Genomic DNA, 20,617 nt, shown 5'->3' with positions numbered 1-20,617 from the left:
GGGCCCATGGCCGATCTGGTGATGGCTTCAGTTGTGGCGTCGTGGTCGACACCTGAGGCCATCGAGGCCGTTGCGGCCGCCTTTGAGAACGGCAGCCTTCCCCGCTCGCACTGGACCCACCAGGCCCACCTGCTGGTGGCGCTGGTGAGCCTGCGCCGGTGGGGCCATGACCAGGCCCTGGTCCATCTGCGCCAGCGGATCCGCGCCTACAACGAGGCCACCGGCACCCCGAACAGCGACGGCTCCGGCTACCACGAGACCCTCACCCGCTGGTTCCTGCGGGCGGTGGCCGCTCACCAGGCGAGCCATCAGGAGCTCCCGCTGTTGGAGTCACTGGAGCAGCTGCTGAGCTCCCCCCTGGCGGATCCCGCCTGGCCCCTGAGGGCCTACTCACCGGAGCGGCTGTGGTCGGCGGACGCCCGCCACGGCTGGCTGGAGCCTGACCGACAGCCCAGGGCCGTGCTGGCGAGCGCGGTGCCGCCGCGCCAGCGGGCCAGCTCCTATCCGGCCCCCTTCGCGGCGCGACTGGCCGGACGGGAGAAGCGGGTCCTGGGTGATCTCTTCGGCCTGAGCCGGTTCGGCGTGAACCAGACCCTGCTGCCCCCGGGAGCCTGCACGGCCCTGCGCCATGCCCACAGCCTCCAGGATGAATTCGTGTATGTGCTGCAGGGGCATCCCACCCTGATCAGCGACGAGGGGGAACTGGAGCTGGCCCCGGGGATGGCGGCAGGCTTCGCGGCGGGCCGGGGGAATGCGCATCACCTGGTGAACCGCGGCGCCGAGACGGTGATCCTGCTGGAGATCGGCGATCGCACCCCCGGCGATCAGGTCGACTATCCCGACGACGACCTGCAGGCCCGGGAGCTGGATGACGGCTGGCGCTTCAGCCGCAAGGATGGGACGCCCTGGTGATCCGGTCTGTGCCCAGGGCGGATCGGCCGATCCTCTACAGCTTCCGCCGCTGCCCCTATGCGATCCGGGCCCGGCTGGCCCTGGCGGCGGCGGGGGTGCGGCCCGGCCCTGACCTGGAGCTGCGGGAGGTGAACCTGAAGGCCAAGCCCCCCGAACTGCTGGAGGCCTCCGCGAAGGGCACGGTGCCGGTGCTGGTGCTGTCAGCCAATGGCACCTCAGCAGGCCAGAGCCATGGAGCTGGCTCCGTGATCGATCAGAGCCTGGCGGTGATGCGCTGGGCCCTGGAGCGCCACGACCCCGGTGATCTGCTGCGGCGGGCCGACACATCGGGTGACGCGGCCGAGCGGGCGTTGATCGAGGCGCTGATCGCCAGCAACGACGGTCCCTTCAAGCACCATCTCGACCGCTTCAAGTACGCCGGCCGTCACCCGGGCGCCGACCCCGAGGAGCACCGGGCGGCGGCCCTGACGATCCTGCGCGCCTGGAATGAGCAGCTGCCCCAGCTGGGGGAGCGGCCCTCCCTGGCGGATCTGGCGTTGCTGCCGTTTGTGCGCCAGTTCCGCCTGGCGGATCCGGAGGGGTTCGAGGCCGCAGCGGGTCTGACGGCGGTGCAGGCGTGGCTGGGGCGGTTTCTCGCCAGCCCCGAGCTGGCGGCGGTGATGGCCCCGCCCTGGGCACTGCGAGCCGCCTGGCGCTCGCCGCGCTGGCTGTATCACCTGGCCCTGGCACCGGAATGGCGCGCCGCCAAGTGCGAGGGGATCTACCGCCGCTCCAGCCGCGGCCTGAGCCTGGAGGACGTGGGCTTCATCCACGCGAGCCACAGCCATCAGCTCGAGGCCACCCACCAGCGCTTCTATGCCGATGCGGCCGATGTGCTGCTGCTCACGATCGATCCCGGGCGCCTCGCGGCGGCCGGCATTGAGGTGGAGGAGGAGCCGGCCCCCGGCAGCGGCGAGCTCTTCCCCCACATCCGGGGCCCCCTGCCCCTGGAGACGGTGCTGGCCTGGGAGCCGTTCCCCGCATGAGCCACCTGGCGGAGCTGGAGGTGTGGGGAGCGTCACAGGGGTTGCTGCTGCGCCTGCAGGTGAGCGGGCCGGCGGCGCTGCGGGGGCTGCGGGTGGGGGTGGCCCGCCGTGGCCCCGAGGGCGGCCCCCAGCTGCTGGGGGAGCTCAAGGGCTGGGCGATTCCGCTGCCCGATGGCCTCCATCTCGACACCCTGCGCATCCAGGTGCCGCGCGGCGAGCCGGCCGCAGCCCTGGTGGGTCCGCTGATCTGGGCCGCCACCTTCGCCTGGGCGCTGGAGCACACCCCCTGCCGCCGCGCCGCGCTGCTGGCCATCCGCGACGACGAGCACCAGCACCGCCGCCTGGTGCGCTACTTCCGCCGGCTGGGCTTCGAGCCCTTGCGGGAGCTGGGTGCGGGAGCCCTCGATCTGCCGCAACGGCTGCTCTGGGGCGGCGCCGGATTGCTGATGCGGGGTGACTGCGCCGAGGGCCTGCGGCGCTGTGAGCGCACGCTCGGCCTGATCACGGCAGCTCCCCCGGCAGGAAGCGCTGGATGAACACCGCCAGGGGCACGGGCCCGCAACGGGGCTGCCAGCTGGAGCCCTCCGGAAGCCGGCGCCAGCAGGCCACCTGCAGGCGGGTATCGCTGCGCTCCAGCAGCCGCACCTGGTAGCGGTACTCGGCATCGGCGGACTGCTCCGCCCCGCTGAGCACTTCCGCCCTGGGCTGGGTGCTCAGGAAGGAGGCGAGGAACGAGGAGGCCTCCTGGCTGTGGCGCAGGGCGGTGGCGAAGCGCCACGCGGCGCCGGTGGGGTAGCCGTCGTGGTGGAGGTAGAGATGGCGCTCGGGAGTGCCGGGGAAGCCAGTGAAGGAGTAGACGGCGCGGGTAGCCAAGGAGATGGAGCGGCGGCTTAAGCCAATGCCACCGGTGTCTCAGGTGTAACCGGAACTGTTGAAGATGCGTTTCACCATCACGCTCATCCTGGCGCTGTCCTCGGTGTTGCTGTTGTTGTTGGCGAGGGCGTCGAGTTGCTTGGCCAGGGTGATCAGCTCATCGATCACCTCCAGGGTGGTGATTGGTAGTGAGTTGTGGTGGACGTTGAGGAATTTCTAGAGCTTTTAGCAAAATACAGGGTTCGAGATGAGGTTGCTGGTGGCGAGCATTTTGAGTTCGTCTTTCAGCCGTTTCACCGGCAAATCCGCGGCCATAGTCGAGTGCTTGAGGCCACGCAATAATCTGGTGAGAAAACGCAGCGACGTCTGTCGTTCCGAAAACCGGCGGACATCGATGGGTGATCCGGATCATCCCTGACGACACGTGTCTTCCCCTGGCAAGCCCGAGCGCTCAGGGCTGACCGCCCCAGGGGCTCCAGCCCGATTCGCGGAACAGGCGATAGGCCACGGTGCTGTTGACGACCGGATCCAGCAGCTGGTCCGGCGTGTGGATGCCCATCGCGGCCATCAGCTGACGGTTGGCCGAGTAGTGGATCTGGAACAGGCCGAGGCAGGCCCCGGCACAGCCACGGGCGGTGGGGGAGAGGCCGCTCTCCAGGCGCGCCAGCCGGATGGCCGACTCGTGGTGCGCAGCGGGCCACACCTGGCGGATGGCTGTGAGCACCTGCGACTGGCCCGCTTGATTGGCTTCAGCAGCGGGTGTCAGCCAGGACGTGGCCCCAAGGGCCAGGGTTGCCCCGAGCAACCGCGGAATGGCGCGAGCGGCAGTAACAGCATGAAACGGCATCCATCCACCCGGCCAATTGCGCCGGACGGTACCGGCTCCGAGGCGGGTTGACCAGTGGTCGACTGAGCTTGATCAGCAGCGCTCAGGGGCGCAGGTCACCGGCGATGGGACCAGCGGAGGGAGGCGCGGGCAGCAGCGGTGTGGGGTCCACCGCCACCAGTCCCTGCGGCTGCCGCTGGCGCAGCTCCAGATGCAGGTGCGGGCCGCTGGCATTGCCGCTCTGGCCCACCAGACCCAGGGGCTGCCCGGCCCGCAGGCTCTCGCCCGCGCTCACGCTGGCCTCCAGCAGGTGGGCATAGAGGCTCGACCAGCCGCCACCGTGGTCGATCAGCACCGTGAGGCCATAGCCCGAAATCACATCGACCCGCTGCACCCGGCCCCCGTTCACGGCCAGCACGGCGGTGCCCTCAGGCGCGACCAGATCCACACCGGTGTGCATGCGCCAGGCCCCGCCGGCTCTCGCGTAACGCCAGCCCCAGGGGTCCTGCTCGCTGGCGGGGCGGGCCAGGGGGTAATGCAGCGGCTCTGGCGGCCTGGCGGCAGCCTCGCCAGGCCCCGGCGGTTGACCTTCGAGGACAAGATCGCCCACCGCCACCTGAGCGGGAACCGTTGCCGGCCGCTCGGGCCTGGGGGGCGCCTCAGGAGACCCGGGGGCCAGAGGAAGCGGCGCCAGCAGGGCCGCCGCCGGTGGACCATCGCCTGGCTGCTGCCGAATGGCCTCAGTCCAGGTCTCGTCTTCAGAGCCCGCGCCGCTGGCCGAGTCGGGGATCAGCGGCACGGCGCTGGCTGGGGGCATGTGGATCAGGGCGGCACCACAGAGTGCGCCCAGCAGGGGGAGCAGCCGCCTCGCCGGGTTCAGCTGGAAGCGGGCAGGGGCCGTCGGGCGCAGCACAGGCCGTGTCGCCACGGACCGTGGCGGTGCAGACCGACGCGTTGTAACGCCCTCAGATCCGCCGCACCACCACCACGCCGCGGCTGCGGCCCGAGCTGCGGTCGGTGGTGCGGATCGCCTGCCAGAGATCCGCCAGGGGCACCCACACCGATGGGTAGCGGTAGCGGGCCACATCCAGGATCAGCACCCGATCCGTGGCGGCGTTGTAGGCGGCCAGCGGGGAGATGTGGCCGCCGCCGGCCTGGCCCAGGGCCTTGCGGTCGTAGTTCACCAGCAGGCGATCACGGCTCTGGCTGAGGTTGCTGCGCACCAGCAGGCGGAACTGGGGAAGGCTCAGCCGATCGCCGTGGATCGCCCGGGCCTGCAGCCCATGGCTGACCAGCAGGTCCCCCAGCTCCTGCAGGGTCATCCCCTGGCGGGCCACCACCTCAGGGCTCAGCACCGCCCTGGTGGCGGCGGCCTCGAACACGTTCTCCTGGGTCCAGAAGCGGTAGCTTCCGTACCCCGCCGCTGCCGGGGCCGGCACCGCCAGGCTGTTGAGCACCATCACCATGCTGGCCACGCCGCAGTAGGCCAGGTTGGCCTGGGTGAGGAACTGCTCCGCCAGCGGTCCGTAGTCGGCGCGATCGACGCTCTGCAGCAGCAGGGTCTGGCCCCGGGGGTCCGGCAGGGGGATCGTGGCCGCCGCAGGTTGGGCCAGGGCACGGGACAGCAGGGCTGGCAGCACCACCAGCGCCAGGCTCAGAACGGCTGGCAGGGCACGGCAGCGGCGGCAGGCAGGCAGGGTCAGGGCGGTCGATCTAGGGTTCGCGCCAGTGTGGCCCCGCCTGATGGCCTTTGAGGTGTCTGAGGCACGGATGCATGGCATCCGCTGGATTCTCACCAGTGCCTGGCTGCTGATCATCGCCTCGCTCTTCTACGACCCCTGGACGCCCCGCTTCACCGAGGCGGATCACCCCTGGAGTCCCCTGCGCCTGCCCGACACCTGCATTCCGGTGCAGGGCGTCTGCCTCAGCGAGACCCCCTATCCCCTCGGCACCACCGCCTTCTGGGGGGTGGTGGTGCCGGCGGCGGTGCTGATCCTGATGCTGTTCGGCCACGAGCTCTGGCGCCGGGTCTGCCCGCTCTCCTTCCTCTCCCAGATCCCCCGGGCCCTGGGCCGGCAGCGTCAGCGCACCAAGGTCAACCCGCGCACCGGTGAGCGCCGCCAGCAGCTGGCCAAGGTGGCCGACGACTCCTGGCTGGCCCGTCACTACTCCCAGCTCCAGTTCGGCTGGCTGTTCGTGGGCCTCTGCGGGCGCATCCTCTTCTTCAATGCCGACCGCCTGGTGCTGGCCGGCTGGCTGCTGTTCACGATCGCCGCGGCCATCAGCGTGGGCTGGCTCTACGGCGGCAAGGCCTGGTGCCAGTACTTCTGCCCGATGGCGCCGGTGCAGAGCGTCTACTCCACCCCGGCGGGCCTGCTCGGCAGCAAGGCCCACCTGAGCGAGACACCTATCACCCAGTCGATGTGCCGCACCGTGCTCCCCGACGGCAGTGAACAGAGTGCCTGCGTGGCCTGCCAGCAGCCCTGCATCGACATCGACGCCGAGCGCATGTACTGGACGCGGCTCAGCACCAGGCAGTTCAGCTTCGAGCGCTATGCCTACGTGGGCCTGGTGGTCGGCTATTTCCTCTACTACTACCTCTACGCCGGCACCTGGGACTACTACTTCTCGGGGGCCTGGCTGCGCCAGAGCGATCAGTTGTCGCTGCTGCTGCGACCTGGACTGTTCCTCTTCGGCCAGAGCCTGAATGTGCCGCGGCTGGTGGCGGTGCCGCTGGTGCTCGGGCTCTTCACCTGGCTGGGGGTGCGCCTGGGCCGCTGGATCGAGGGCCGCAGCCGCTGGAGCCGTCATCACGTGTTCGTGGTGGCCACGTTTCTGGTGTTCAACTTCTTCTTTCTCTTCTCCGGGCGGCCGCTGCTGCTTCTGATGCCCGCCTGGGTGCAGACCCTCTTCGATGCCGTGGTGGTGGCGGTGAGCAGCCTCTGGCTCTACCGCTCCTGGGAGCGCAGCGCCGATCTGCACCAGCGCGAGAACCTGGCCAGCCGCTTCCGCCGCCAGCTGGAGAAGCTCGATCTCGATGTGGGGCGCTACCTCGATGGCCGTCAGCTGGCCGACCTCAGCCCCCACGAGGTCTATGTGCTCGCCAAGGTGCTGCCGGGCTTCACCCGCGAGAAACGTCAGCAGGTCTACAAGGAGGTGGTGCGCGAGGCGCTGCAGGAGGGCTACGCCAATGCCTCCAGCAGTCTGGAGGTGCTGAGCCAGATGCGGCGCGAGATCGGCATCACCGACGAGGAGCACAGCCTGCTGCTCGAATCGGTGGGCGTGGAGAACCCCGACCTGCTGGATCCCGACGGTCGTCGCAGCCTCGAGGATCAGGTTCGCCTGAGTGGCTACACAAAATCGCTCGAGCGGCTGATGCTGCTCAAGAGCCGCCAGGCCGATCCCGAGGTGATCCGCAGCCTGCGCAACCAGTATTCGATCACCCCGGATGAAGAGGCCAGCGTGCTGGAAGGCCTCGCCCCCAGCACCAGTGCCCTGCAGAAGCTGGAGGCCATGCTGCCGCGCTTCTCTGAGCTGAGGCATGCCCGAGTGAGCCTGCTGCAGCCGGTGCTGGCGGATCAGCCTCTGGTCCGTGATCTCCTCGCCGACTCCCTCTTGCAGCGCCAGGACCTGAGCCTGCGCGCCATGCTGGGCGTTCTCTCTGAGCTGAAGGAGCAGCCGGAAGCGCTGCAGTGGGCCGCCAGGCTTCGCGCCCTCCGGCCGGTGAACCTGCCCGAGCTGCTGGCCGAAGGCGACTGGGAGCCGCAACTCTCTGCGCCGGTGCTGGCGCTGCTGCAGCAGGAGCCGTCAGGAGCCGCGCCTGAGCCGCCGGCCTGTCCCCTCGCCGACACCCTCTCCAGCCTGGAGGATCTGCTGCAGGAGCGCACGCCGCTGCTGCGGGCCGCCGCCCTCTTCCTGCTGGCCAGGCTTGATCCCGGCCGCGCCCGCCTGCTGGCCAGCGGCCTCGATCCCGCCACAGCGCCCGTGCCGCTGGCGGAGGTGATCAGGGCCGTGATCCAGCCAGCAGCGCCGCTGCCTGAGCTCGTGGATCTGCCGGAGCTGGAGATGCGCGCCCACCTGGCCGCCAGTGATTTCTTCAGGGGCACCAGTCACGCCAGCCTGGAGCAGCTGGCCGCAGCCTCGGAGCTGCGCCGTTTCGGCGCCGGCGAGCTGATCACCGAAACCGGCGACACCTGCCGTGAACTGCTGCTGCTGATCGCCGGACGGGCCGCGGTCCGTTACCAGGAGGCCGGAGGCGTGCGCCTCGAGCCTCTCCGTCCCGGCCAGGTGCTCGATGAGCTCGAGGTGCTCAGCCACAGCGCCTCGGAGAACACGATCGTGGCGGAGACGGAGGGAACCCGGTTGCTGGCGGTGCCGGTGGATGGCTTCGATGCGGTGCTGGAGCGCGACCCCGAGTTCGCCCGCCGGGTGCTGCAGCTCGAGAGCCGCCATCTTCAGAGCCTGATGCGCTCGCTGCACAGCTGAGGGATCAGCGGCCTCGGTCGTCCATGCCGGGAACCACATCCCAGTGATGGTCGGCCATCAGGGCGCGGGTCTGCTCGGGGTTGAGCAGTCTGGCGTTGTGATAGCCCCCGGTCACACCGCCCTGGCGGTTGCGCAGCACCAGAGCCCGGTCGTGACCGGGTGGGCGACTCACGCGCCTGACCAGCAGGGTGGGGAACTCCATCGGGGAATGCGGCGCAGGGGACCTGCAGGGCTCAATCAACCGCAGATCCCCGCATCCGCCAGCCCCTCAGGCGCTGATGTGACGGATGAGGTCCAGGCATTTGCAGGAATAGCCCCACTCGTTGTCGTACCAGGCCACCACCTTCACGAAGGTGTCGGTGAGGGCGATGCCGGCGCCGGCATCGAACACCGACGTGCAGGTTTCACCGAGAAAATCCGACGACACCACCTCGTCTTCGGTGTAGCCGAGCACCCCGGCCATCGGCCCCGCGGCGGCCGCCTTCATCGCGTCCTTGATGGCCTCGTAGCTGGCGGGGCGCTCCAGATTCACGGTGAGATCCACCACCGACACATCCGGGGTGGGCACCCGGAAGGCCATGCCCGTGAGCTTGCCGTTGAGGGAGGGGATCACCTTGCCCACCGCCCTGGCGGCACCGGTGGAGGAGGGAATGATGTTCTGGCCGGCGCCGCGGCCACCGCGCCAGTCCTTGGCGGAGGGCCCATCCACCGTTTTCTGGGTGGCGGTCATGGCATGCACGGTGGTCATCAGCCCGTCGCGGATGCCGAAGGTGTCATGCAGCACCTTGGCGATCGGGGCCAGGCAGTTGGTGGTGCACGAGGCATTCGACACGATGTCCTCTCCCGCGTAGGAGTGGTGGTTCACCCCCATCACGAACATCGGCGTGTCGTCCTTGGAGGGGGCCGAGAGCACCACCTTCCTGGCGCCCGCTTCGATGTGGGCCCTCGCCGAGGCGTCGGTGAGGAACAGGCCGGTGGATTCCAGCACCACCTCGGCGCCCACGGCCCCCCAGTTCAGGGCCGCCGGATTGCGTTCGGAGGTCACCCGGATGGCCTTGCCGTTGACGATCAGCTGGCCGTCACGCGTCTCCACCTCGCCGCGGAAGCGACCGTGGGTGGAATCGTGGCGGAGCATGTAGGCGATGTAATCGAGGTCGATCAGATCGTTGATCGCCACCACATCGATCCCCTCGATCTCGAAGCTGCGGCGAAACACCAGCCGCCCGATCCGACCGAATCCGTTGATCCCCAGGGCAATCGCCATTTCCTCTCCTCTGAGCGGTTGTGCTGCAACCGCTCACCCTACCGGCAGCCCCCGGGGAACCCAGCGTTCAGCCCAGCCAGGTGAGGAAGCGCTGGATCACCACGGCGTTGCTGATGTCCACGAAGAAGCCCGCCACCAGAGGCACGATGATGAAGGCCTGGGGAGACGGACCGTAGCGGTGAGTCACCGCCGCCATGTTCGCCATGGCGGTTGGGGTGGCCCCCATGGAGAACCCGCCGAAGCCGGAGCAGATCACCGCGGCGTCGTAGCTGCCGCCCATGGCGGGGAACACCACCATCACCGCGAACAGCACGGCCACCAGGAACTGGGCGGCCAGGATGATCAGGATCGGCCCTGCCAGCTCGGCGATGGTCCAGAGCTGCAGGCTCATCAGCGACATCGTCAGGAAGATCCCCAGGGAGATCTCCGAGATCAGCGCGAGCGAACGGGTCCGGGCCGGCCAGATGAGGCGGGGCATCAGTCGCGGCACCGTGTTGGTGATCAGAATCGCGCTGAACAGGGCGCAGACGAACAGGGGCAGGTTGCTGCCGATCGCCTTCAGGGCCTCATGCAGCACGTCCCCCAGGGCCAGGCTCATGTTCAGCCAGAAGAGAGTGCGCAGCAGGCTGAAGAAATCCACCGGCCGCGGATCGGCGGGGGTGTCGGCCCGCTCGCCCGCTCCGTCGGCGGGACCCGGGCGCAGCTGATGGCGGCGGATCAGGAACCGGGCGACGGGGCCTCCCATCAACGAGGCCAGCACCAGGCCCAGGGTGGCGCAGGCGATGCCGATCTCCAGGGCGTTGCCGATGCCGTGATCCCGGGCGAAGCGGGGCGCCCAGGCGATGGCGGTGCCATGACCCCCCAGCAGGGACACCGACCCCCCCAGCAGTCCCTTGAGGGGAGAAAGACCCAGCAGTCCGGCGACCCCGACGCCGGTGAGGTTCTGCAGGATCATGAAGATCACGGTCAGGACCACCAGCACCAGCAGCGGCCGGCCACCGGCCAGCAGGGTCTTGACGTCGGCGTTGAGCCCGATCGTCGCGAAGAAATAGAGCAGAAGAAAATCCCTGGTGTCGAGGTTGAAGTTGATCTCCAGCCCGCTCACGCCATGCACCAGGGCCAGCAGCAGGCACACCAGCAGGCCACTGCTGACCGGCTCGGGAATGTTGAACTGGCGCAGCACCGCCAGGCGCTGATTCAGCCAGCGCCCGACCGCCAGCACCACGATGGCGATGTTGAACGTGGCGAAACCGGCGATCTCCATTCCTGCGGAATCTTCTCCGGACCGACAGAGCCTACCGGCTGGGATCGGCTCAGAATGGCGCCAGCAAGGGTCCCTCGAATGATCAGCCGTCGGACCTTCGCCACGGCTTCGCTGGTGTTGGTGCCCCTTTCCCTGGCGGCTGAGACACTGCACTGGGGCGAGACCGTGGTGTTCGTCTGCTCGGGGCTGGCGATCCTTCCCCTGGCCATCTGGCTGAGCATGGCCACCGAGAAGCTGTCCGTGGCGCTGGGCCCGTCCACCGGCGCTCTGCTCAATGCCGTCTTCGGCAACGCCTCGGAACTGATCATCGCCCTGGTGGCCCTGCGGGCCGGGCTGGTGGACATCGTCAAGGCCAGCATCACCGGCACGGTGATGGCCAATCTCCTGCTGGCCCTCGGTCTCTCGATGTTCCTGGGGGGACTGGGACGCAGCGAGCAGCGCTTCCAGCCCGTGGTGGCCCGGGTGAACGGCTCGGCCATGACCCTGGCGGTGCTGGCGATCCTGATTCCCAGCGTCGCCGTGATCTCCACGGGCGCGGCTCCGGAGCGCACCGTGGCGTTCTCGGGGTTCGTGGCCTGGGTGCTGCTGCTGGTCTACCTGCTGACCCTGATCTTCTCGCTGCGCACCCATCGGGCCCTCTACGAGGTGGCGGAGGTGGAGTGCCGCGATGAGGAGTCCCCCGTCAGCCCGATGCCCTGGCTGCTGGTGCTGATCGGGGCCACCACCGCCCTGGCCCTGGTGTCGGAGATCTTCCTTGGGGTGGTGCAGTCCGTGACGGCTCAGGTCGGGCTCACGGATCTGTTCACCGGGGTGGTGCTGCTGCCGCTGCTGGGGGGAGCGGCGGAATTCCTCACGGCGATCACCATGGCGCGCCGGAATCAGATGGACCTGGCGGTGTCCGTCGCGATGGGCTCCACCCTGCTGGTGGCCCTGCTGGTGGTGCCGGTGCTGGTGCTGGCTGGGCCCCTGCTCGGACATCCGCTCGACCTCAGTTTCGAGCTCTATGAGCTGGTGGCGGTGATCACGGCCGTGCTGGTGAGCAATCTGGTGAGCCTCGATGGCCGCTCCGACTGGCTGGAGGGGGTGCTGCTCCTGGCTGCCTATGTGATTCTGGCGGCTGGTCTTTACTTTCAGGCCCTCTGATTTGAGGCTTTGGACTATGTTGATCCAAGTTCAATCCTGTTGGTGAGTCGAGTCTTGCTGGTCAAACGTCTGCTCCCGCTGCTGCAACTCCTCACCTGTCTGGCGCTGGCCGCACCGGCCTCCGCCGGATCTCTTCTGGAGTCGGTGGCGGCTTCGGGCGTCCTGGTGGGGGGCACCAGCCGGGATGCCTTCCCCTTCGCCTACCAGAACGAGGAGGGGGAGCTGGTGGGCTACTCGATCGACATGATGAACCTGATCCGGGAGGAGATCGAGCGCCAGACCGGCCGTCCGATCAGACTCAAGCTGGTGCCGCTCGAGACCGATCAGCGCCTCTCCAGCCTGGAATCGGGGGCGGTGAACCTGGTCTGCGATGCCAGCAGCTTCACCTGGAGCCGCGATGAGAAGGTGGATTTCTCGGTGAGTTACGGCATCACCGGCACCCAGTTGCTCGTGCCCCGGGGCTCCGGGCTCTCCTCTCCGGACTCCCTGGCCGGAAAACGGGTGGGCGCCCTGCCACGCACCACCAGTGCCCTGGCGGTGACCAGCCGTCAGCCGGCAGCCTCGGTGGTGCTGCTCAAGGACCGCCAGGCGGGCTATGAGGCCCTGCAGCAAGGCCGCATCGATGCCTTCGCCGACGACGGCATGCTGCTCTATGCCTGGTTGCAGCGACAGGGCGGCCAGGCTCCCTTCATGGTCTCGGCCGACACCTACTCCAGGGAGGGCATCGCCTGCATGCTGCCCCAGAACAATTCGTCCTTTCAGCGGGTGGTGGACCTGGCCCTGATCCGTTACATGCAGGGGTTTCTGCGTCAGCAGCCCAGGGAGCGGGGCATCTTCGACCGCTGGTTCGGCCCCCAGGGCAAGACGCCCCTCACCCAGGACGTCACCGGCCTGTTCACCGAAACCATGCAGTTGATGGTTGACTTCAAGGAGGAAGTGCCGACCAAACCATGAGGCGGTCACGATCCCACTCATCCCGTGTCCCTGCGATGTCCAGCCTGATCCGATCCCTCGGCGGTCTCTCGGCCGTCCTGCTGCTGGGAGCCCTTCCCGTCAGAGCCGGCTCCGTCACGGCCGATTCGATCATCGACCAGGAGAGTGCTCTGCAGGAGGCCACCGGCCAGGTCCCCGAGGGTGCCACGGTGACCGGCAGCCGTTGCCAGCAGATCGTGATGCCCGGCGACAGTTTCCGTTACCGCTGCAGCGTCGAGTTCACCACCACTCCGCCTGCAGCCAAACCCGCTCCCTAGGCCCTCGCCGACCCATCGCATGTCCCAGGATCCCGACGATCTCGCCCTGGCCACGGCGCCCTCACGCCCTCTGGGCCTGAGGGTTCTGGCCGGGGTCGGGGCCCTGGCCTTCGCCCTGATCGCCGTCAATCTGGCGGTGGTGATCGTGCGCATGCTGCTGGCGCCCACCCCGGAGCCGAGGCCCCGGCCGCTCACTCCGCCTGCTCCCACCGCCGCAGGGCCCATTTCGCTCTGGACGCGGGCTCTGCTGGCGGCCTCGGCCCAACCGGCCATGGCGGCCGACTGGCGCGTCTACGGTCCGCTGACCATCGACTGGTCCAGTTGGCAGCTGATGGACGGCAGCCTGGTGAGCCGCAGTCGAAATGACAGGAATCAGATGATCTATCTCTCGGTCAATTGCAAGGCCGGTCAGATCAACGTCACCGGCGCGTCGATGACCTGGAAAGGTTGGGAAAAGCCCGTGGCGGGGTTTGAGACCCGGCTGCTCACGGATGCCTGCAAGGACCGCGCCACTCCTTGATCCTCAGCGGCTGGGCTGCCAGTCGTCGGGGGGTTCGGGTTTGCCGGTTTCGGCCAGGGAGGGGAAGGTGCTGCGGGTGAGTGCCAGCACTTCCTGGCGCACCATGGCGCGGAAACCGGCGGCGGCTTCCGGATCCAGCACCGGGTAGCTCATGGGGTTCTCCACGGCCTCCGAACGCAGCGACTTCCAGGTGGACGTGCCGTTCTGGCGGATGGCCTCCAGCGCCCCATTGAAATCAAAGCTGAGGGTTTCGCCACTGGCGGCGGCCGCTTCGATCCAGCGCTCCCTGGCCGGAGTGAAGGCCTTGGCCTTGAGGGTGTCGGGCAGGCCCAGCACCGGTTCGTAGTAAGCCAGGGCGCGGAGTTCTTCTTCCAGCACGATCGGCCAGGCACCGATGCGGCCGTTCTCCAGTCCCGCCTCGACAGGGCTGTTGCGCATGGCCTCGAGCTGGGCTGCCAACCAGCGGTAGTGGGATTTCTCCTGAATCGTCTTGCGCCCCCCGCCCTTGCCATGGGGGGCGCGTCTGGGCAGTGCCGCTTCGGCCTTGCGCAGGAATTCCCGCTCCTCCCGCTCCAGGTTGATCGCACCCCAGCGCTGGCGGTACTCCCAGAGCTCCTCGTACTTCCTGAGGTCCTCGGCTGACCAGCCCAGGGCCTTCAGCTCGTCCACCCGGTTGTCACTGCCCTTCAGCACCCGCTGATCTGTCGCACTGGGGGAAGAGTACGTGCCCTGGGCTCAGGGCCTGAGCAGATCAAGGCTCTCCAGCAGCGCCCTGTGCCTGGCAATGGGAACGAAGCCATGGGCGGCCATCGCCCCGCTGACCGCCACCGGCGGTACGCCGATACCGGGGAACACCCCCGCTCCGCAGAGGCTGAGCCCCTCGATCGGGGTGGATCCGGAGGGGAAGACGCCCTGGTCGGCCCCCAACGCGGGGCCGTAGCTGCCCTGATGCACGCGCAGGAAGCGTTGATGGGTGCGGGGTGTGCCGTGGAGCTCGAGCACCAGGCGCTCCTCCAGGTCGGGCACGATCCCGTCGAGCACCTGGCGGAACAGGGCGCAGCGGTCGCGCTTGAGGCTCTCGTAGGCCTCCGTTCCCGGCTCCAGGTCGCGCCACAGCTCCCAGGGTTCGTTGGCGGGTGTGTAGCCATGCAGCACGTGGTGCCCTTCGGGGGCCAGGGAGGGATCCAGCAGCGAGGGCATCGAGAGCACCAGCATGTTGCGTTCGGCGCCGATGCCCCTCTCCCAGTCGCCCACCCAGACGTGGTGAACCGGCAGATCCTGGAGTCCCTCGCCGCGCAGGCCCATGTGCAGGTGGAGAAAGCTGGCGCAGGCCGGGGTGGACTCCCGCTGATGGCGCCAGCGGGCGTGAGGGGATCCGGGCGGCAGCAGGGCGAGGGTGTCCCAGGGGCTGGCGTTGCTCACCACTCCCCGCCGGGCGTGGATCAGCCGACCATCAACCAGGCGCACCCCCCGGGCGGCACCGTCCTCCAGCGTGATCTCGGCCACGGGAGCGCTGGTGTGGAGCGCTCCGCCGTGGCGTTGCAGACCCCGCACCAGGGCCGCCACCACAGCTGGACTGCCGCCGAGGGGGTACTCCAGGCAGGCGCCGGGATCGAACCAGTCGGCGAAGAGGGTCGCCATGGCGGCGGCGCTGGTCTGATCCATCGGCAGGCCGGAGATCAGGAAACAGAGCAGGTCCACCCAATGGAGCAGGAAGGGATCACGCAGATGGCGGCGTGCCATCGGCCCGAATGCTCCGCCCAGGGCGGCCAGCTTCGGCGCCAGTCGGGCCAGACGGGCGGAGCGGCGGGCCCCGAGCACGGCGGCCATACCCAGCCCCGGCCGCATCGCCAGCAGGGGCAGGGCCAGGGCGGCTTCGCTGTAGGGCTGGAGCCAGGCCATGAAGGCGCTCCATTCATCAGCTGCGGCAACCCCCCGCAGCTCGCGGACCGTGGCGCGGAAGGGGTCGGGGCCCACACCGATCCTCAGGGGACCCTCCGGCAGCAGCAGCCCCCAGTCGTGGTAGGTGGCGACGGGCACGGTTTCCCCGAGTGCCCGCAGGACCTGAGCCAGGGGATTGCTGCTGGGCCAGCGCCCCAGTCCGCTCCAGAGCGAGGGTCCGGATTCGAACCGGAAGCCGCGCCGCTCGAAGCCATGGGCCGCTCCGCCTGCGCGATCGTGGGCTTCGAGCACCACCACATCGAGCCCGTGCAGGGCGGCGAGGCCACCGCAGCTGAGCCCGCCCAGACCGCTGCCGATCACGACCAGATCACAGCTGGAGGGCGGGGCGGACACGTGCGGGCTGACTGGATCTGCTCTTGATGATGGCGAGCCGGCTGAGCGGAGGGCGCTTGTAATGATCCGCAACAATGTGTTACATTGAATTCATTGAAACGGAGACCCTCATGGCTCAAGCCACCGCCACCGCCCCCAGTTCGGCCCCTGTGACCGCCAGCGAGCGCGCCACCATCCGCGGTGCCACTGTCACCACCGAAGACGGCGGCCGCCTCAATGCCTTCGCCACCGAGCCCCGCATGGAAGTGGTGAGCCCCGAGAGCGGCTGGGGTTTCCATGAGCGCGCCGAGAAGCTGAACGGCCGCATGGCCATGCTGGGCTTCATCGCTCTGCTGGCCACCGAATTCGCCCTGGGTGGCGAGGCCTTCACCCGCGGCCTGCTCGGCATCGGCTGATGCGTACCGGGCTCAGCACAGGCTGAGCCCATCTGCTGTCATGCACGTGTTTGCAGTCCTCCTGGCCGCCCTGCTTCTGGGCGGCTTTCTGGTGTCACCCGCCCAGGCCGCTCCAGCGGAGCGTTATCTCTGTGCCGGAGATCCCCTGCTGGCCGACGTCCACGCCGGTGCCGTTGACGCTCGGGACATCCCCAACAGCAGTGCCGGCACCGTTCCGGGCGCCTTCGTGGTCCTGCGTTGGCGTGATCTGAGCCTGCAGCTGCCCCGCAGCAATGCGAAGGGTGCCCCCAGCTACTCCGACGGAAAGTGGTTCTGGTCCGCCGCCGACCCTGAGCGACCCACCTTCAGCCTGCTGGTGGGTTCTCCGGAGACCTTCCTCTGCAGTCGCTGAGGGTCGGTTTCAACCCAGCCGCCAGTCCCCGAGCTGCGACAGGGCAGCCTCGGCTGCGTTCAGCTCCCGTTCGGTGTCGAGCCAGCCCTCGTTGCCCAGCGGCAGGCTCTGAATCTGGCCTTGCAGCCTCGCCTGCAGATCCAGAAGGCGGCTGCGCAGTGCGTCGACACTTGAGCGCTTCAGCCAGATCGCCCGGCCAGTGAAGGAACAGTGCTCCATCGGTGCTGAGCGGCGGGTAAGTGGGAGTCGGGGACACGGCCCTGTGACGGCATCAAGGTTGGCACAAGCAGCGCAGTCCGATCCAGGCTCCTTAAGATTTTCTTCACAGGACAAGCCCATGCCGATTGCCAGCCCGGACCTGCTCGACGCCTTGACGTGGCGCTATGCCACCAAGCAGTTCGACGGCGAGCGCAAGATCCCCACCGAGACATGGGCCGCCCTCGAGCGTGCCCTGGTGCTCACCCCTTCGTCCTATGGCCTGCAGCCCTGGACATTCCTGGTCATTGACGATCCGGCACTGCGCCAGGAGTTGCGCCCGTTCTCCTGGAATCAGGCCCAGATCACCGAGGCCTCCCATCTGGTGGTGTTCCTGGCACGGCGCCGGATCGAGGACCGTGATCTCGACCGCCTGATCACCGCCACCGCCGCCTCTCGCGGTCTTGAACCGGAGTCGTTGTCCGGCTACCGCGAGCTGATGCACAAGGACCTGGTGGCGGGTCCCCGCAGCGCCAGGATCCAGGTCTGGTCGAGCAATCAGACCTACATCGCCCTGGGCAATTTCATGACGGCGGCGGCTCTGCTCGGAGTCGACACCTGCCCGATCGAAGGCTTTTCCCCGCCCGATTACGACCGCCTGCTGGCCCTCGAGGACACCCCTTACCGCAGTTGCGTGGTCTGCGCCGCCGGATACCGCAGCGCCAACGACAAGTACGCCGCCCTCGCGAAGGTGCGCTACCCCCTCGAGGAGCTGATCGAGCACCGCTGAGGCTCAGGCTCCGGTCTGGGTGTGGGGCCTCAGCCGAAGCGGTCGCTGTAGCGGTTCACCAGGGCATTCATCGCCAGCAGCAGCAGCCCCACCCCCACGAACACCACTCCCTTCAGGCCCAGATCCGCCCGGGCCAGGTCGATCACCAGCAGCCGCAGCAGACAGAGCCCCAGTCCCGCCAGGGCCAGATGGCGCAGGGGGTTGTTGCGCAACCAGGCCCCCAGGCAGAACACCAGGAACGCCTGGGCCGACCAGAGCAGCGTCAGCAGGCCGGCATCGAAGCGCCAGTAGATCGCCAGGGCGAGCCCCGCCAGCATCGGCAGATCAATGGCCGCGAGCCGCTGACCCTCCAGACGCTGCAGCAGGGCCGTGGGACCAGCCGCAGCTCCCGGGACGGCGATGGCCTCCACGGGGACCTGGCGGTGCTGCACCACCACGAAGACGATCTGCAGCAGGACCGCCAGCCCGAGCAGCAGCTGATCACCCGCGCCCCAGCCTGCTCCGTCAAGGCGCAGGCTGCGCAGGGCGAACACCAGCTGCAGCAGTCCGAGCCAGCTGATCGGCAGGGCATAGAGCCTCCCCCGCGGCTCGAGGACGCGGTTGGCCCAGCGGTTGATCAGCAGCAGGGCCAGAGCGGCCCAGGCCAGGGTCAGCGCGGCAGGGGACAGCTCCCAGAGCAGGATCAGGTTGAGCGTCAGCAGGACAGCTTCCAGCAGGCAGGGGCGCAGCTGCCTCCAGCCGGGGTAGGCGCTCAGGGGCTCCTGCCGGCTGATCCGCCACCAGCGCAGCAGCACCGCCAGGCCCAGCCCTTCCAGGGGCCATCTCCAGAGCATCAGCCCGAGCTGTGCCGTCGATGGCAGCACCCAGACGGGCCAGACCACCAGCACCGCCAGCAGGTAGCCCGCACCCACCAGCAGCAGGGTGCGTGCCCTTCGCGCCGGGCTCCGCTTCGCCAGATCCGCCAGGGGGAGCGCCAGCAGCAACCAGACCGAAGCGGGCAGCAGCGGCGAGAGCGGAGCGAGCAGCAGCTGGGCGGCCACCCCCAGATCCACCGCCAGCAGCACGATGGCGGCGTGGCGAGCCCGCCCCCTGGCTGCGGCCTTCAGCAACAACCCCGCCAGCAGCAGAAGGGGCAGCAGGCGCAGGCTCACGGCGCCGGCAGGCCAGGGGGACGCCAGCAGCAGATTCAGCCAGGCCAGCCCGTGCACCATCACGCCAGCGGCCTGGGCGCCCGCCAGTACCCCGGGTGCCCGCACGCGCTTCGCCAGCACCACCATCGCTGCCAGCGCCGCCAGCGCCAGCCACTCCATCCAACCGCCCGCCAGGGCCTGCACCGCGGCGCTGACCACCAGCCCGCCGCTGAGCCAGCCCAGGCTTGGCCGGGCCCGTTTCAGATCCACCGAGGTGGCCGCCGCCGCCCCTGCCCCCAGCAGCAGGATGGTGGCGTTCTGGCTGCCATTGGGTCCGATCGCCGGGATCAGGCCCACCAGGGCCAGCACCACTCCGAAGCCCAGGCTCAGACCCCAGCTGATCCTGGGCCACCAGCTGTCGGCGTCAGTGCTCGAGATCCGCAGGAACACCAGGCAGGCCAGGAGCACCGCCAGCAGCAGCAGCAGTCCGTTGGCCAGCAGCGGTCCGAGGCTGAAGAGGGCGCTGATCACCAGCACCTGGGCGATCAGCTGCTCGGACCGCTGCAGCCAGGCCACGCCGCCGCGGCCGGCCCGGTGGGCCAGCCCCGCGGCCAGCAGGGCCGCCAGAACGCAGCTCAGGGCCCGGCCCACCGGGCCGGCGGGATAGGCCAGCAAGGCCAGGGCCAGGGCCATCCAGTTGGTGAGCAGGGCCAGCAGCGGCAGCAGGTTGAAGGAGCCGGACCGGGCCCGTTGCCCATGCACCACCAGCACGCCGGCTCCGAACACCACCACGGCGGCGGCCAGTCCGACGGGGCGCAGGTCCTCGTTGCGGAAGGGCAGATCGGTCTGCGCATACCAGAACCAGTGGTGGAGCGCCGCGGCCCCGCTCACGCTGAGCAGCTCCCCGTCCCAGCGGCGCTGCTGGGCCAGGCCGAGGCCGATCAGGGCGATGGCGCCGGCGAGCACCAGGGCCATCGCCGAGGGGGGCACGATCGCCAGGGGCACCAGCGAGAGCACCACGTGGGCGGCGGCCAGGGCCTGACGCCGTGATCGCCAGGCCAGCAGCAGGTTGAGGCCGATGCCCAGCAGCAGAATCGCCAGGGCGGGCAGAGGCTGGTCGATCCACTGCAGCCCCAGCCCAGGCAATCCCCCTGCCGCGGCGCAGGCCAGCAGGGCGATGGCCCCGGCGGCGCTGCGGATCCATTCGGAGAGCTCCCGCCAGCTGGGCCATCGGGCCAGCCAGAGGGAGAGCCCCGCCAGGGCCGCCGCCGCCAGCAGGGTGAGCAGGAAACGCTGGGCGGGCTCCAGCCGGTAGGCGCTGTGCAGCAGCAGGAAGGTGACTCCGGCCACCACCGCGGCAGCCCCCAGCCGTCCGGTCCAGTTCTCGATCCCCTGCTCCAGCCGCTTGACGACTGACGGATTCCGGGATGGAGCCCCGGAGGGTGCCGGAGCAGGGGGTGAGGCTGACACCGGGGGCGGTGCCGGCGACACCCTGGGTGGCCTCACCCCTGCTGAGACCAAGCCGCCCTCGGGCGCCTGCCGGACCTCCAATCCCTCCAGCCGCTCCAACCGCGCCTCGAGCCTGTCCAGCCGTTGCAGCAGCTCCTCAGCGATCGCCCCACCGATGGTCCCCCGCTGGCTTCGCTTCAGCAGCCAGCCCAGACCGAGCACCGCCAGCAGCAGCACCAGCAGCAGGAGCGTCAGCCCGGTCAGGGCGAGCAGCGCCAGCAGAAACTCCATCGCGGCCCTTCAGGAGGGGATTCCAGCCCTGAACCTCAGGGATGGAAGGGGAGCGGAACCGTCAGGGTCACAAGGATTCACAGCCGTCTGTCCTGCCTACAGGATCATGGGGCCAGCAA

General features: G+C 69.1%; 23 protein-coding genes. 11 read left to right on the top strand and 12 right to left on the bottom strand.

What is annotated here, in order from left to right:
• Positions 1 to 6 precede the first annotated feature (6 nt).
• The 3 genes from I1E95_RS17170 to I1E95_RS00845 are packed head-to-tail and all read left to right on the top strand — an operon-like array spanning position 7 to position 2,473.
• Positions 7 to 912: a cupin domain-containing protein gene (locus I1E95_RS17170; RefSeq protein ID WP_304623247.1), complete on the top strand. Its 906-nt coding sequence runs from the start codon at positions 7 to 9 to the stop codon at positions 910 to 912.
• Positions 913 to 920: 8 nt separating this feature from the next.
• On the top strand, positions 921 to 1,937 hold the full coding sequence (locus tag I1E95_RS00850; protein ID WP_197164552.1) for a DUF952 domain-containing protein: 1,017 nt from the start codon (positions 921 to 923) through the stop codon (positions 1,935 to 1,937).
• Complete coding sequence (locus tag I1E95_RS00845; RefSeq protein ID WP_197164550.1) at positions 1,934 to 2,473, top strand: hypothetical protein; 540 nt, start codon at positions 1,934 to 1,936, stop codon at positions 2,471 to 2,473. The genes I1E95_RS00850 and I1E95_RS00845 overlap by 4 nt, the downstream gene beginning before the upstream one ends.
• Here I1E95_RS00845 and I1E95_RS00840 read toward each other — a convergent pair.
• The 5 genes from I1E95_RS00840 to I1E95_RS00825 all read right to left on the bottom strand — a co-directional run bounded on the left by I1E95_RS00840 (position 2,439) and on the right by I1E95_RS00825 (position 5,279).
• On the bottom strand, positions 2,439 to 2,810 hold the full coding sequence (locus tag I1E95_RS00840; protein ID WP_197164548.1) for a hypothetical protein: 372 nt from the start codon (positions 2,808 to 2,810) through the stop codon (positions 2,439 to 2,441). The two genes, I1E95_RS00845 and I1E95_RS00840, sit on opposite strands and share 35 nt — an antisense overlap.
• 39 nt (positions 2,811 to 2,849) lie before the next feature.
• On the bottom strand, positions 2,850 to 2,978 hold the full coding sequence (locus tag I1E95_RS17100) for a hypothetical protein (protein ID WP_255518520.1): 129 nt from the start codon (positions 2,976 to 2,978) through the stop codon (positions 2,850 to 2,852).
• 283 nt (positions 2,979 to 3,261) lie between these two features.
• The gene (locus tag I1E95_RS00835; protein ID WP_231594760.1) at positions 3,262 to 3,534 is read right to left on the bottom strand and encodes a transglycosylase SLT domain-containing protein; all 273 of its coding nucleotides are present in this window, start codon (positions 3,532 to 3,534) and stop codon (positions 3,262 to 3,264) included.
• 205 nt (positions 3,535 to 3,739) lie between these two features.
• Positions 3,740 to 4,564: a M23 family metallopeptidase gene (locus I1E95_RS00830; RefSeq protein WP_231594759.1), complete on the bottom strand. Its 825-nt coding sequence runs from the start codon at positions 4,562 to 4,564 to the stop codon at positions 3,740 to 3,742.
• 37 nt (positions 4,565 to 4,601) lie between these two features.
• Complete coding sequence (locus tag I1E95_RS00825) at positions 4,602 to 5,279, bottom strand: phytochelatin synthase family protein (protein ID WP_231594758.1); 678 nt, start codon at positions 5,277 to 5,279, stop codon at positions 4,602 to 4,604.
• A gap of 100 nt (positions 5,280 to 5,379) precedes the next feature.
• On the opposite strand from I1E95_RS00825, the gene I1E95_RS00820 reads away from it, so the two are divergent.
• A complete protein-coding gene (locus tag I1E95_RS00820) occupies positions 5,380 to 8,121 on the top strand; it encodes a cyclic nucleotide-binding domain-containing protein (protein WP_197164544.1) in 2,742 nt (913 codons plus the stop codon).
• 4 nt (positions 8,122 to 8,125) lie between these two features.
• Here I1E95_RS00820 and I1E95_RS00815 read toward each other — a convergent pair whose 3' ends face one another.
• The 3 genes from I1E95_RS00815 to gltS all read right to left on the bottom strand — a co-directional run bounded on the left by I1E95_RS00815 (position 8,126) and on the right by gltS (position 10,649).
• Positions 8,126 to 8,323, bottom strand: a complete 198-nt coding sequence (locus I1E95_RS00815; RefSeq protein ID WP_197164542.1) for a hypothetical protein — start codon at positions 8,321 to 8,323, stop codon at positions 8,126 to 8,128.
• A gap of 66 nt (positions 8,324 to 8,389) precedes the next feature.
• A complete protein-coding gene (gene gap, locus I1E95_RS00810; RefSeq protein WP_197164540.1) occupies positions 8,390 to 9,385 on the bottom strand; it encodes a type I glyceraldehyde-3-phosphate dehydrogenase in 996 nt (331 codons plus the stop codon).
• A gap of 67 nt (positions 9,386 to 9,452) precedes the next feature.
• A complete protein-coding gene (gltS, locus tag I1E95_RS00805) occupies positions 9,453 to 10,649 on the bottom strand; it encodes a sodium/glutamate symporter (RefSeq protein ID WP_197164530.1) in 1,197 nt (398 codons plus the stop codon).
• Positions 10,650 to 10,727: 78 nt separating this feature from the next.
• Between gltS and cax the strand changes: the two genes are divergently transcribed.
• Genes cax through I1E95_RS00785 form a run of 4 tightly spaced genes read left to right on the top strand, consistent with a single transcriptional unit; the run spans position 10,728 to position 13,562 of the window.
• Positions 10,728 to 11,792, top strand: coding sequence for a calcium/proton exchanger (gene cax, locus I1E95_RS00800; protein ID WP_197164528.1), 1,065 nt, complete (start codon positions 10,728 to 10,730; stop codon positions 11,790 to 11,792).
• 42 nt (positions 11,793 to 11,834) lie between these two features.
• Positions 11,835 to 12,746 carry an amino acid ABC transporter substrate-binding protein gene (locus I1E95_RS00795; protein ID WP_231594757.1) on the top strand — a complete coding sequence of 304 codons (912 nt, stop codon included), beginning with the start codon at positions 11,835 to 11,837 and terminating at the stop codon, positions 12,744 to 12,746.
• Positions 12,747 to 12,781: 35 nt separating this feature from the next.
• Positions 12,782 to 13,042 (top strand): hypothetical protein, encoded by a 261-nt coding sequence (locus I1E95_RS00790; protein WP_197164526.1) that lies wholly within the window; start codon positions 12,782 to 12,784, stop codon positions 13,040 to 13,042.
• Positions 13,043 to 13,061: 19 nt separating this feature from the next.
• Complete coding sequence (locus tag I1E95_RS00785; protein ID WP_197164524.1) at positions 13,062 to 13,562, top strand: hypothetical protein; 501 nt, start codon at positions 13,062 to 13,064, stop codon at positions 13,560 to 13,562.
• Between the two features lie 3 nt (positions 13,563 to 13,565).
• Here the strand turns inward: I1E95_RS00785 and I1E95_RS00780 are convergent, their stop codons facing one another.
• Together I1E95_RS00780 and I1E95_RS00775 are read right to left on the bottom strand one after the other, a co-directional pair.
• Entirely contained in the window at positions 13,566 to 14,255 is a 690-nt protein-coding gene (locus I1E95_RS00780; RefSeq protein WP_197164522.1) for a hypothetical protein, read from the bottom strand.
• Between the two features lie 42 nt (positions 14,256 to 14,297).
• A complete protein-coding gene (locus tag I1E95_RS00775) occupies positions 14,298 to 15,857 on the bottom strand; it encodes an NAD(P)/FAD-dependent oxidoreductase (RefSeq protein WP_197164520.1) in 1,560 nt (519 codons plus the stop codon).
• A 110-nt stretch (positions 15,858 to 15,967) separates the two neighbouring features.
• Here I1E95_RS00775 and I1E95_RS00770 point away from each other — a divergent pair, with 110 nt between their 5' ends.
• On the top strand, positions 15,968 to 16,252 hold the full coding sequence (locus tag I1E95_RS00770; protein WP_197164511.1) for a high light inducible protein: 285 nt from the start codon (positions 15,968 to 15,970) through the stop codon (positions 16,250 to 16,252).
• 40 nt (positions 16,253 to 16,292) lie between these two features.
• Positions 16,293 to 16,643, top strand: coding sequence for a hypothetical protein (locus I1E95_RS00765; protein WP_197164509.1), 351 nt, complete (start codon positions 16,293 to 16,295; stop codon positions 16,641 to 16,643).
• A gap of 9 nt (positions 16,644 to 16,652) precedes the next feature.
• Here the strand turns inward: I1E95_RS00765 and I1E95_RS00760 are convergent, their stop codons facing one another.
• A complete protein-coding gene (locus I1E95_RS00760) occupies positions 16,653 to 16,862 on the bottom strand; it encodes a hypothetical protein (RefSeq protein WP_197164507.1) in 210 nt (69 codons plus the stop codon).
• Positions 16,863 to 16,980: 118 nt separating this feature from the next.
• Here I1E95_RS00760 and I1E95_RS00755 point away from each other — a divergent pair, with 118 nt between their 5' ends.
• Complete coding sequence (locus I1E95_RS00755) at positions 16,981 to 17,628, top strand: NAD(P)H-dependent oxidoreductase (protein WP_197164505.1); 648 nt, start codon at positions 16,981 to 16,983, stop codon at positions 17,626 to 17,628.
• Between the two features lie 29 nt (positions 17,629 to 17,657).
• Here the strand turns inward: I1E95_RS00755 and I1E95_RS00750 are convergent, their stop codons facing one another.
• Entirely contained in the window at positions 17,658 to 20,498 is a 2,841-nt protein-coding gene (locus I1E95_RS00750) for a hypothetical protein (protein WP_197164503.1), read from the bottom strand.
• Positions 20,499 to 20,617: the final 119 nt, after the last annotated feature.

It is taken from the genome of Synechococcus sp. CBW1107, assembly GCF_015841355.1.
Lineage (GTDB): Bacteria > Cyanobacteriota > Cyanobacteriia > PCC-6307 > Cyanobiaceae > Regnicoccus_A.
This window is presented reverse-complemented; position numbering and strand designations above follow the sequence as displayed.

Excerpts from the sequence above, each read along its gene's own strand:
- I1E95_RS00790 (WP_197164526.1), top strand. The coding sequence starts at position 12,782 with ATGTCCAGCCTGATCCGATCCCTCGGCGGTCTCTCGGCCGTCCTGCTG.
- I1E95_RS00760 (WP_197164507.1), bottom strand. The coding sequence starts at position 16,862 with ATGGAGCACTGTTCCTTCACTGGCCGGGCGATCTGGCTGAAGCGCTCA.
- gltS (WP_197164530.1), bottom strand. The coding sequence starts at position 10,649 with ATGGAGATCGCCGGTTTCGCCACGTTCAACATCGCCATCGTGGTGCTG.
- I1E95_RS17170 (WP_304623247.1), top strand. The coding sequence starts at position 7 with ATGGCCGATCTGGTGATGGCTTCAGTTGTGGCGTCGTGGTCGACACCT.
- I1E95_RS00755 (WP_197164505.1), top strand. The coding sequence starts at position 16,981 with ATGCCGATTGCCAGCCCGGACCTGCTCGACGCCTTGACGTGGCGCTAT.
- I1E95_RS00765 (WP_197164509.1), top strand. The coding sequence starts at position 16,293 with ATGCACGTGTTTGCAGTCCTCCTGGCCGCCCTGCTTCTGGGCGGCTTT.
- I1E95_RS00785 (WP_197164524.1), top strand. The coding sequence starts at position 13,062 with ATGTCCCAGGATCCCGACGATCTCGCCCTGGCCACGGCGCCCTCACGC.
- I1E95_RS00820 (WP_197164544.1), top strand. The coding sequence starts at position 5,380 with ATGGCCTTTGAGGTGTCTGAGGCACGGATGCATGGCATCCGCTGGATT.
- gap (WP_197164540.1), bottom strand. The coding sequence starts at position 9,385 with ATGGCGATTGCCCTGGGGATCAACGGATTCGGTCGGATCGGGCGGCTG.
- I1E95_RS00750 (WP_197164503.1), bottom strand. The coding sequence starts at position 20,498 with ATGGAGTTTCTGCTGGCGCTGCTCGCCCTGACCGGGCTGACGCTCCTG.
- I1E95_RS00815 (WP_197164542.1), bottom strand. The coding sequence starts at position 8,323 with ATGGAGTTCCCCACCCTGCTGGTCAGGCGCGTGAGTCGCCCACCCGGT.
- I1E95_RS00770 (WP_197164511.1), top strand. The coding sequence starts at position 15,968 with ATGGCTCAAGCCACCGCCACCGCCCCCAGTTCGGCCCCTGTGACCGCC.
- cax (WP_197164528.1), top strand. The coding sequence starts at position 10,728 with ATGATCAGCCGTCGGACCTTCGCCACGGCTTCGCTGGTGTTGGTGCCC.
- I1E95_RS00845 (WP_197164550.1), top strand. The coding sequence starts at position 1,934 with ATGAGCCACCTGGCGGAGCTGGAGGTGTGGGGAGCGTCACAGGGGTTG.